Source organism: Marivirga tractuosa, assembly GCF_042140215.1.
GTDB lineage: Bacteria > Bacteroidota > Bacteroidia > Cytophagales > Cyclobacteriaceae > Marivirga > Marivirga tractuosa_A.
The window spans coordinates 3,223,002-3,234,652 of sequence record NZ_CP159478.1; the positions used below are offsets into that span (position 1 = coordinate 3,223,002).

General features: G+C 34.4%; 9 protein-coding genes and 1 riboswitch. Of the genes, 8 read left to right on the forward strand and 1 reads right to left on the reverse strand.

All coding sequences use genetic code 11. The features are described from left to right. Position 1: 1 nt before the first annotated feature. A complete protein-coding gene (locus ABWH96_RS14530; protein WP_375578241.1) occupies positions 2-475 on the forward strand; it encodes a hypothetical protein in 474 nt (157 codons plus the stop codon). 906 nt (positions 476-1,381) lie between these two features. Here ABWH96_RS14530 and ABWH96_RS14535 read toward each other — a convergent pair. Next, positions 1,382-2,110 carry a hypothetical protein gene (locus ABWH96_RS14535; protein WP_375578242.1) on the reverse strand — a complete coding sequence of 243 codons (729 nt, stop codon included), beginning with the start codon at positions 2,108-2,110 and terminating at the stop codon, positions 1,382-1,384. 529 nt (positions 2,111-2,639) lie between these two features. Here ABWH96_RS14535 and ABWH96_RS14540 point away from each other — a divergent pair. From ABWH96_RS14540 to metF, 7 genes are all read left to right on the forward strand, one after another. After that, positions 2,640-3,791, forward strand: coding sequence for a DUF4221 family protein (locus ABWH96_RS14540; protein ID WP_375578243.1), 1,152 nt, complete (start codon positions 2,640-2,642; stop codon positions 3,789-3,791). Then, positions 3,742-4,710: a hypothetical protein gene (locus tag ABWH96_RS14545; protein ID WP_375578244.1), complete on the forward strand. Its 969-nt coding sequence runs from the start codon at positions 3,742-3,744 to the stop codon at positions 4,708-4,710. Before ABWH96_RS14540 ends, ABWH96_RS14545 begins: the two co-directional genes overlap by 50 nt. Before the next feature lie 151 nt (positions 4,711-4,861). Further along, on the forward strand, positions 4,862-5,461 hold the full coding sequence (locus ABWH96_RS14550; protein WP_375578245.1) for a SatD family protein: 600 nt from the start codon (positions 4,862-4,864) through the stop codon (positions 5,459-5,461). Continuing rightward, entirely contained in the window at positions 5,458-6,174 is a 717-nt protein-coding gene (locus tag ABWH96_RS14555; protein ID WP_375578246.1) for a DUF3307 domain-containing protein, read from the forward strand. Before ABWH96_RS14550 ends, ABWH96_RS14555 begins: the two co-directional genes overlap by 4 nt. A gap of 80 nt (positions 6,175-6,254) precedes the next feature. Next, positions 6,255-6,378: riboswitch (SAM riboswitch) on the forward strand. Positions 6,379-6,427: 49 nt separating this feature from the next. Then, entirely contained in the window at positions 6,428-10,099 is a 3,672-nt protein-coding gene (metH, locus tag ABWH96_RS14560) for a methionine synthase (protein WP_375578247.1), read from the forward strand. Positions 10,100-10,218: 119 nt separating this feature from the next. Then, positions 10,219-10,593: a four helix bundle protein gene (locus ABWH96_RS14565; protein ID WP_375578248.1), complete on the forward strand. Its 375-nt coding sequence runs from the start codon at positions 10,219-10,221 to the stop codon at positions 10,591-10,593. 89 nt (positions 10,594-10,682) lie between these two features. Continuing rightward, positions 10,683-11,636: a methylenetetrahydrofolate reductase [NAD(P)H] gene (metF, locus tag ABWH96_RS14570; RefSeq protein ID WP_375578249.1), complete on the forward strand. Its 954-nt coding sequence runs from the start codon at positions 10,683-10,685 to the stop codon at positions 11,634-11,636. Positions 11,637-11,651 lie beyond the last annotated feature (15 nt).

Below are 11,651 nucleotides of genomic sequence, written 5' to 3' on the forward strand. Positions count from 1 at the left end.
TATGAAGAATATAATAAGAATAGTTTGGTTTTTGTGTTTCTGTCTATCTATAAATGCATGTCATCAGGAATCTACGATAATGGTTACTAGGATAATTAATAATCAAACTGATAAACCTGTAGAGATAAATATATGGGTGTCCAATAACTTATTTGAGAAAATTAAGATTGCCGAAAATAGTGCAGACACTTTGAAAAGTATATGTGACATTGAAAGGGGTCAAGTACAAAATTGTAATCCTGTTGCTAGATGGTCCGAAGGAGCTGATTCAGTTCAAGTTATTTTTGAAAATGAAAGTGTACTTACATACTGCATATCTGATACTTATTGCAGGGAGATCAACAAAAAGAACATCATGGATTTCAATATTTTCAATACTCCAGGCGTAGCCAACAATGGTTATGAGGAAATAGAAGATAAGGTTTTTGTTTTCACTATCGAAGAATCTGATTATGAGTTGGCAAATAAGTTTTAAGTAAAAAAGGTTAATAAAAAGTATTAGGTAAGATCCTATGCTTATGCTTTTGTTTTTCTCATATAAAATGAAATGCCGCACTTTCAAACAAATTAAACTGGCACTGTACAGACGAACTACACTCTCTGGAGTTGGCACCTATTTGCGCAAGCATTACAGCAACTAAACAGAACATAGTTTAACCGTAGGTACTAGTTTTTATAACCAAATTAGGGAGGATAATTGGTAGGAAAAATCTAATATTACTTTTATTCCTATTATCAGCATTTCATAAAGTAAATTAGCAGAAAGCAACTAGAAGAATCATTAATGAAACCGATTATAGGGTGGAAATCAAAATTTATGGAGATGAACTTGCTGAAAGCTTTCATTATGAAATTTAGTCTTATGATTCTCTCGATATTGAGGGTAGTTGTTTTTTTGGAGCGAGTGAATATTGTTCCTTAGACTGGAATACAAGTTTAAAATTGGTGAAATTATATTTCAAGACTCTCTAAGATTACTTTACGAAGATTTACCTTCTGACTGTATGGAAAATTCTATAAATGGTGACCCTGTGGGAGAATGTTATGGTTATAAACGTAGGACAGAAAATGGAATATTAATTTATTCTTACAGTATAATCTGCTCGGATATTAAGCAGGCAAAACCAATTGAATGAGCCAAATCGTTTAATGTTTTTAGCGAATTCTTTGAAAAAATCGGATCCTTATGATGTATAACAGTTTTACCAGGCCAGTCAGATTTAAATAATCTGATTGGTCTTTTTCTGAAAAAAGAAAAATAAATAAATGCTTTAAAGGCAGATGATAAGGTGAGAATTTAGGGGTTTAAAATATTCGAATATCACTCTAAGTCCTAGCTTAGCATTTGTGCAATAATTATAGTAATCCCTCAGAACTGATTTTATTGTATTCCTAAAACGATTCCTGGAAAGAAATTTCCCATTGAGAATAAAGAAGGCTCTTGACTTTCTACTGTTTTTATTTGGTAATTTATAGCTAAACCAATTTCTAGAAACCGAATTTTATTAAATTTATAGCCATAAATAAATTCAGACCTCAATATTTTGGGTCCTTTTAACAGTTTTATATCCTTTGCTTTTTGTTGCCATAAAGCAGTACTAAAAGAAATAAATTTTGTCTTCTCGGGATTCATCCAATCCTTTTCTAATCCATAAGACATTCCCCAAACTGGTAAGCCATTGATGGAGAAATTATAGCCAAATTGTAGCATATTGCTAAAAAACCGACTTCCTGTGGCTATGGAGACATTAGATAAAAACAAATCAGTTGATCTGAAGCTTAGGCGACCTTCACTTGCATCAATATTCAACAAGCCTAAAGGCACTCCATTATTTTTTCCGCTGATGTTAATCAAACCTATCTGATTTCCATTATTCACTTTGCTAAAATTTATTAATCCAATCTGCCACGTATCGCTTAAAAGACTACTAAATTCATGACCAAAACCTACAGTGCGTGCATAATTGAACAATCCTAATTGCAAGCCATTGGTTTGCCCGTCTGAGTAATTGAAAATAGTAGCAATCTGAAAGCCTACCATCCCGACTTTAGATGAATTGATTAAGCCTGCTATTTGAGCTCCTTGTAAATATCTAGCCTTATTTGTCATGAATCCCAATTGAAAGCCCGTAAACCCTGATGCTGCCGTATTAAAAGTTGAAATTTGAACCCATGCCCATTCCCAATAGTTTTATTGGCTATTGAAGCAAATTGAAAGCCCATAATAATGTATTCTCTAATTTCTATTTTGGATTTAGCTTATCATTAACTCCCGAAATATTGGCAAAACCAGCCAATTGAATTCCCTTTAACTTTTCATAATTGGAAATAGCCTATCTCAATACTACTAACACTTCCCGTAATGCCTGAGGTGAGGTTTAAAGACAATTTTTAATGATTGGAGATTTGATCTACTGTATGATTACTAAAACCTGGAAATGCAGAAATATGAACTTTCGATTATTTGGATTAGGATTGAGGGAAAAATTCTATAGTAGCAAAAAACAGAAAAATTATAAATTCAAAAATTGATAAGGTGCATATTGATTTATTTTTTCTATTTATAATATATTGCATACTTTATGGTTATAGTTCAAATTTAACTAAATAATAACTGATTTAAACTATTCTTATTGCCAATGTATAGAGTTCTACTTGCATCCATTATTACTTTTCTGATAAGCTCGTGTCAAGGAAATGATGATAAAAAATTTGGTTTTACAATAATTGAAAATAAGAAAATAAAGCTGGATTTCGAGACGAATGAAATGGCTTCAAACTCACAATTCAAAAATATAGATGGCACAGATTATCTTTTTCGCTTTAGGGATTATCAATCCCCACAAAACCCTCAACAACTGGAAGTAATCAATTTAACAGAAGAAAAAGTTAAAAAAATTATTGATTTTCCAATGGAAGGGGCTAATGCTTTTAATGAATTGGTGAATTTTCATGTACATAATTTCGATTCCATATTTTTCCATAATGAAGCATTTCCGTTAACTTTTTATTTGACCGACACCAGCAAAAACTTAAAGCAAAAGTGGGAAATTGAAGATATGGAAATTGGTGCGGGTTGGTCGTCAAATGCCTCTCCATTTTTGATAAAAGATAAACTTTACTTTTGCAGCATTTCAACGCAATCTTTTTACCCTGATGATCAAGATTTTATTGACTATAAATTTTTAAGTTACTTTAATTTAAATAATGGGAAAATCAAAGAAATCTCATCCATTGACTACCCAAAAATATTCAAGGAAAATTTTAAAAATGGAAAATGGTATCCTTGGAGTGGAAAACCCTATTTTCACCATTACAATGAAAATATCTTTGTAGGATTCAATATGAGTCCTGAAATAAGTTCTATTAGGCAAGGCAAAGCTGTGATTACTGAACTAGAAGTTTCTTCTAAAAAAATAGCAGAAGCTGTAAGTATAGATATAAATGATTTCGCATCTAATCAATTGCGTTTAATCGGTAGCCCACAATTAGGAAAAATGGTTTATGACTACTATCGAGATAAATTAATAAGACTTTACAAACATCCTATTGAAATTGACGAGAATGAAGATAGGTCAAATTTCTATTATCGCTCCAAATTCAGTTTACTATTTTTCAAACTGAACGGAGAACTAGCTGCAGAAATAGAACTCCCTAAAAACACTTTTAATCCGTCAATTATAATCCCAACAGAAAAAGGTTTATTAATTAATACTGACAACCCATTTAACCCTAAAAACCATGAAGACTATCTTGAGTTTGCCCATGTTGCTTTTGATAATATGCCATAGTTCTTCAATTAATGCACAATCTGATCCTGCAGGAAATCTATTCTTTTGCAGAGCCAATGCAGATATGGGGAATATTATTCCTATAGATAAAAAAGTGATCATAAGACCTAAAAAAGCTAGTTTTTTGGTGCTGGCAAACCCAAATGGTTTAATTGAAGATACTATTAAAATGAAGAAAGAATGGGGCTCTATAATGGGTGTGGTCCCCATATCTGATTCCACCTTCTCGGTAGCCTTAGGAGGTCATGGTCTGAATGTTTTAATTAAGAATAATCAGTTTTCAATTCAAGAAGAAATCCCAGCTAAATTTTTTATTGAAGAGTATCAAACAGGAATGAAACTACCTATTAGAGATTATATTATAGGGGTCACCCCAAATACAAATGCACCAAGAAAGCACAGCATTTATCAATATGCCTTAATCCATAAGAAAGACTCTCAACTTATAATCTTGAATGAGCCACTTCCTTTAAAATCAAGATATTACCAGGGAATGAGTCATCTAGTAGATTATTATGTTGCCAATAATAAACTGATCATCAATCATTCAGAAGCTAACGCTCTTATTATTCAAGATTTTGAAAATGCCAAAACCTCAATCAAAAAATTCCCTAAAATTGAAAATAAAAAGAAAGAGATTTGGTATGCCATTGTTGATAATGCCAATGATGATTTCTATTTAGTAAGAAACAGAAAAAAAGAATTAAATGAGGTTTATTCCTATAATTTAGCTTCTAATGAACTTCGATTTATTTTATCTACAGCACAGCATATTTCCAGTATTAATAAATCAAGGGCTTTCTATAGAGAAAAAGATAAAGAGGGTGATATCTGTTTCTACTTTATTGATCTGAAGCAAAAAGAGGGCTCTAAATCCGAAATATTAAAGCTTGACGAAGTAGTTATCAAAAAGAAATAACTATTTTAAAAAGCAGTGGTCTTATTTACGTTTCTATCAATACTGTGAAATATCGACATATTTGTCAATATATACTATTATTGACAAATATGTATATATTTTTATATATTGACAAATATATCTATATTCACAAAAGATATTAAGTAATCTAATGATAGCAATAATAACAGGAGACATTATTAATTCAACTGAAAAGGCATCTGTAAATTGGTTAAAAGAACTGAAATCAGTTTTAAATCAATATGGAAGTAGCCCTGAAAAATGGGAGATTTATAGAGGGGACAGCTTTCAATTAAAGCTCCCTGTTGAAAAAGCTATTTTAGCCGCTTTCCATATTAAAGCCACAATCAAACAGATTAAAAACAAAGATGTCAGAATGGGGATTGGAATTGGCATGGAACATTATGTGTCCGAAAAAATATCAGAATCGAACGGTACTGCCTATCAAAATTCAGGTCTATGCTTTGAGTCCCTTAAAAAGAGTAATTTGGCTATTAAATCAAATGATACTGAATGGGACGAACCTATTAATATAATGCTTGAATTGGTACTTTTTATTGCTGACAAATGGACTGAAAGTCAGGCTGAAGTTATAAAAGCAATAATTGAGAATCCAAAGAAAAACCAAAACCAACTTGCCGAACTATTAGAAAAAACTCAAAGCACCATAAGTATTTCTCTGGACAGAAGTGGATACGACAGCCTGCAAAGAATATTCGGATATTATAAGAAGCAAACCCAACTAATATGATTTCATTTTTACTAAAAGCTTTAATCGCTCATCTGCTTGGTGATTTTGTATTTCAACCAGACCAATGGATAAAAGACAAACAATTAAAAAAGGCTAAATCAAAATTCCTTTATTTTCATATTGCTATTCATGCTGGTTTACTGGTGATACTTTTCCAATTCAATTTTAAGTTTTGGTTAGCCTTCCTCATCATTTCTATTAGCCACTATATAATTGACCTCATTAAAATCCATCTTGAAAAAAGAATCAATTCTCGATATCTGTTTACATACGATCAACTTGCTCACACAGCAGTCATTCTAGGTTTAAGTTGCTATTATTATCCCCAAGAATTGACCTTTAATTTTCAACTTTCCAATACTGCACTGCTTTTATCTTTAAGTATTATTTTGCTTACCTATGGAGTAGCAGTCTTCATAAAAATCATTATGTCAAAATGGGATTTACCGGAAGATTCGGATAAGGACTCCTTATCAAAAGCCGGACAATACATTGGCATTTTAGAACGACTGTTTGTTTTTTCATTTGTAATAATGCAAGAATGGCAAGCCATAGGATTTTTGATCGCTGCCAAATCAGTTTTTAGATTTGGAGACTTATCCCGCGCAAAAGATCGAAAGCTCACTGAATATATTTTGATTGGAACATTGCTTAGCTTTGGCTTTGCTATTCTGATTGGACTAATTTATCAAGCATGTATCAATGAGTTTTAAATCTCCTCAAACAACACACTCAAAAAATAAATTTCTGAACTTTCTTTTTATCATTCGAGTTTTTATGCTTTACTTTGAAACACTTATCCAGAAAGACTGAGGGATTGCCTTCTGACGTCTTAGCAACCCTTCCAATGCATTTGCAAAAGGAAACGGTGCTAACTCCCATCTTGACAATTTTTCATAGTCAAGAAAAGATAAGAAGAAGCCTTTCTCATGGCACTTTCTGGATGCAAAATTATAAATATTCAGAATGAGCCGATTTTCAAAATCAATTCTTAAAGATAAAATTTTAGTGCTGGATGGCGCCATGGGCACCATGATTCAAAACTATAAACTCTCGGAAGCAGACTACCGTGGAGAACGTTTTGTTAATTATCCTTCAGATTTAAAAGGCAATAATGACCTTTTATCCTTAACACAGCCAAAAATAATCAAAGATATTCATAGAGCATATCTTGATGCAGGTGCTGATATAATCGAAACCAATACCTTTAGTGGCACCACTATCGCTATGGCAGATTATGATATGCAAGATTTGGTTTGGGAACTTAATGAGAAGTCTGCCCGACTTGCAAGAGAGGTAACAGAGGAATACACTGATAAACCTCGTTTTGTAGCAGGATCTATAGGCCCTACCAATAGAACTGCCTCCCTATCCCCAGATGTAAACAGACCTGGATATAGGGCAACTTCTTTTGATGAATTAAAAATTGCTTATAAAGAACAATCTGAAGCTTTAGCTGCTGGCGGAGTAGATATATTTTTGGTGGAAACCGTATTTGATACCCTCAATTGTAAAGCCGCTTTAATGGCCATTCAGGAATTGAAAGAGGAAAAAGGAATCGATATTCCAGTGATGGTTTCTGGAACTATAACCGATGCCAGTGGTAGAACGCTTTCTGGGCAAACGGTAGAGGCATTTTGGAATAGTATTCGTCATTTTCCTTTGCTAAGCGTAGGCTTCAATTGTGCGCTGGGTGCCGACCAATTAAAAGTCTATTTGCAACAATTGGCCAGAATTGCGGATGTGGCCATTTCCTGCCATCCTAATGCTGGTCTGCCCAATGAATTTGGTGAGTATGATGAAACACCCGGTCAAATGAGCGGGATTATCAAAAGCTACTTCGATGAGGGATTGGTCAATATTATTGGCGGATGTTGCGGTACTCAACCCGAGCATATAAAAGCTATAGCTGATTACGCAAAAAATTCAAAGCCGCATAAAATTTCTGGTCAGAAAAAATTAATGCGATTAAGCGGACTAGAACCATTATCCATCACTCCCGAACTGAATTTTGTGAATATTGGTGAAAGAACCAATGTTTCAGGTTCCAAAAAATTTGCCAGACTTATTCGTGATGAAAAATTTGAAGAGGCTGTTGACATTGCCATTGACCAAGTTGAAGGTGGGGCTCAAATTATTGACATCAATATGGATGATGGTATGTTGGACGCGGTAAATGTTCTACCAAATTTCGTCAATCTTATCTCTTCCGAACCGGATATAGCACGGCTTCCTTTTATGATTGATTCATCCAAATGGGAAGTGATTGAGGCAGGCCTAAAATGCTTACAAGGTAAAGGAATTGTCAACTCCATCAGTCTTAAAGAAGGAGAAGAAGATTTTATTGCCAAAGCCAAAAAAATCAAAAGTTATGGTGCGGCTGTAGTGGTAATGGCTTTTGATGAAGTGGGTCAAGCGGATACATTTGAAAGAAAAATCGATGTTTGTAAGCGTTGCTATGATTTACTGGTTAATGAGGCAGAATTCCCCCCTGAAGACATCATCTTTGACCCCAACATCCTTACTATTGGAACAGGAATGGAGGAGCATGATAATTATGCAGTGGATTTTATCAATGCGGTTAAATGGATAAAAGAAAATTTAACACATGCCAAAACTAGTGGTGGAGTCAGCAATATCTCTTTTTCATTTAGAGGAAATAATGTGGTAAGAGAAGCCATGCATTCGGCTTTTCTATATCACGCTATCAAGGCGGGATTGGACATGGGGATAGTCAATCCGGGTATGTTGGAGGTTTATGATGAAATCGATAAAGAATTACTCGATTATGTAGAGGATTTATTGTTCAACCGCAGATCAGATGCAACCGAACGATTAATGGCCTATGCTGAAAATTTAAAGCCGGGTGAGAAAGCCGAAAAAGCAGCCCAAGAATGGAGGAGTTTAGAAGTTAATAAAAGATTAGAACATTCCTTAGTGAAAGGAATCACGGAATTTATTGATTCAGACACTGAAGAGGCTAGACAAAAAGCAGCAAAACCTTTAGATGTTATTGAAGGTTGCCGATTAATGGACGGAATGAATGTGGTGGGTGATTTATTTGGTGCTGGTAAAATGTTTTTACCTCAAGTGGTCAAAAGTGCTAGGGTAATGAAAAAGGCTGTGGCTTACCTTTTACCCTACATTGAAGCAGAAAAGAAAGCAAACCCATCGGGAGATCAGAAGGCTGGAAAAGGCAAAATTCTAATGGCTACAGTAAAAGGCGATGTACATGATATAGGTAAGAATATAGTAGGTGTAGTTTTGGCCTGCAATAATTATGAGATTATTGATTTGGGGGTGATGGTGCCTTTAAATAGAATATTGGAAGAAGCCGAAAAGCACCAAGTTGACATTATCGGTTTAAGCGGACTGATCACGCCTTCTTTAGATGAGATGATTTATGTGGTGGAAGAAATGGAAAAAAGAGGCTTAAAAACGCCTGTCATGATTGGTGGAGCAACCACTTCCCGAATACATACTGCCGTTAAAATTAAGCCTAATTATACAGGGCCAGTTATTCATGTGAATGATGCATCCAGATCTGTTACGGTTGCCGGTAAACTATTAGGCAAGGATAAAGAAGAGTTTTATAAAGAAATAGAGAGGGAATATGCTGAAGCAAAAGCCGGACATAGTAGAAGAGGTGAAAGCAAGAACTATGTAAGCATAGATGAAGCCCGTGCTAACAAATATCAAGTTGATTGGGACAGTTATCAACCGCATGCTCCGAAGAAAATTGGCAGTCAAGTCTTAAAGGATTATGACCTTAAAGAAATAGCTGAATACATCGACTGGACCCCATTCTTCCAAACCTGGGAAATGAATGGCCGCTACCCTAAAATATTGGATGATGCTGAGAAAGGGGTTGAAGCAAGAAAACTCTTTGCTGATGCGCAGCAGATGTTGCAAGAAATTATTGAAAATAAATTACTGTCCGCAAATGCCATTTTCGGACTTTATCCTGCGCATACTAAAAACCATGATAGCATAGAAGTATTTGGAGATGCAGATAAAAACCAAAAATTAACTGAATTCCATACGCTTCGTCAGCAAAACAAGAAAGGTGAGAAGAATCCTAATTATGCTTTTTCTGATTTTCTTGCTCCATCAGAAGTCAAATACACTGATTACATGGGCTGTTTTGCAGTGACTACAGGAATTGGCCTGGATAAACTAACAGCAAAATATGAAGCTGATCACGATGACTATAACAGCATCATGGCAAAAGCTTTGGCTGATCGATTAGCCGAAGCCTTTGCTGAGTTGTTGCACAAAAAAGTTAGAACTGAATACTGGGGTTATGCAGAAAATGAAACTTTAGAAAATGAGGACTTAATCAAAGAGCAATACAAAGGCATCAGACCAGCACCAGGCTATCCAGGTTGCCCTGATCATACAGAGAAAATTACATTGTTTGATTTATTGGATGTGGAAAAGAAAACGGGAATCACTTTAACAGAAAACTTAGCCATGTTGCCAACTGCATCAGTAAGTGGATTCTATTTCGGACATCCTGAAAGCAGATACTTCGGACTAGGTAAAATCGGAAAGGATCAGGTGGAAGATATAGCCAAACGCAAAAATCAAGAATTTAAAGAAATAGAAAGATGGTTGAAGCCTAATTTGAATTATTAAATTAGGTTGGCAAGTTGACAGGTTTACAAGTTGGCAAGTTATGGGCTATTCCATTTATGATATCCACTGGAAGATGAATTAATCAATGTAAAAAAAATAAAAATAAAAACAGTTTAGAAATGGCTACTATTAAAAGATTCGAAGATTTAGAAAGTTGGAAAAACGCTAGAGTTTTTGTGAAAGAAATTTATCAAGCGACCAGTAATGTTGCATTACAAAATAATTTTGGTTTTCAAGATCAGATTAGAAGAGCATCTATTTCAGTGATGAATAACATAGCCGAAGGTTTTGGTCGATTTAATAATAAAGAATTTAGAAGGTTTTTGGACATTTCAGTTGGATCTCTACTTGAAGTAAAGAGTATGTTGTATTTAGCAGAAGATTTGAAATATGCTACTCCTGAACATGCGGAAAAACTCAGAAATGATGCGGAGAAAATTTATTTTCAACTTTTAGCTTTTATCGCATATCTACGAAAAAATGTCAAATCATAATTTGGTACAATTAATTTTACGGGGCGATTAGATTTGCTTAAACCTTCCCTCCCCAACTTGCAAACATGCAAACTTGTAAAACTTGATCTATGAAAGTAACAGAACACATAAATAACGCAAAAAGCACTGTATTCTCTTTTGAGATATTACCACCATTAAAAGGGCAAAATATAAAAGCTCTATTTGAAAATATTGAGCCATTAATGGAATTCAAACCTCCTTTTATTGATGTCACCTATCATAGGGAGGAGTATATTTACAGAGATAAAGGCAATGGCTTATTGGAGAAACGTACCACCCGAAAACGACCAGGTACAGTAGGTATTTGTGCGGCCATCAAAAACCGATTTGACATTGACACAGTCCCACATATTATTTGCGGTGGTTTCAGCAAAGAAGAAACAGAAAACGCCCTTATAGATCTTGATTTCTTAGGAATTGATTCTGTTTTAGTCTTAAGGGGTGATCCTATTAAATCGGAAAATAAATTTGTTCCAGACCCAAATGGACATGCTTATGCCATTGAGTTAATGGAGCAAGTGGTCAATATGAATCAAGGAAAATATATTGATGAAGAACTACAATCAGCTGCACCATCTGATTTTTGTATAGGAGTTGCAGGATACCCTGAAAAGCATTTTGAAGCGCCTAGCATGAAATCCGATTTGAAAATTCTAAAGCAGAAAGTTGAAAAAGGAGCTGAATACGTAGTGACTCAGATGTTCTTCGATAATCAAAAATACTTTGAATTTGTAAAATTATGTAGAGCTGAAGGAATAACTGTTCCTATCATACCTGGATTAAAACCAATTACTTCCTTAAAACAGATGACAGCTTTACCAAGAACCTTCTACTTGGATTTACCAGATAATTTGGTTGATGAATTAGAAAAATGCAAAGATAATGCTGCTGCTAAAGAGGTCGGGATAGAATGGTGCATTCAACAGTCAAAAGAATTGATCGAATTTGGAGCACCTTGTTTACATTATTATTCAATGGGTAAATCCGACCCGATTTATAGGATTGCTGAAGGTATCTTTTAAAAATCAACTTTTCCA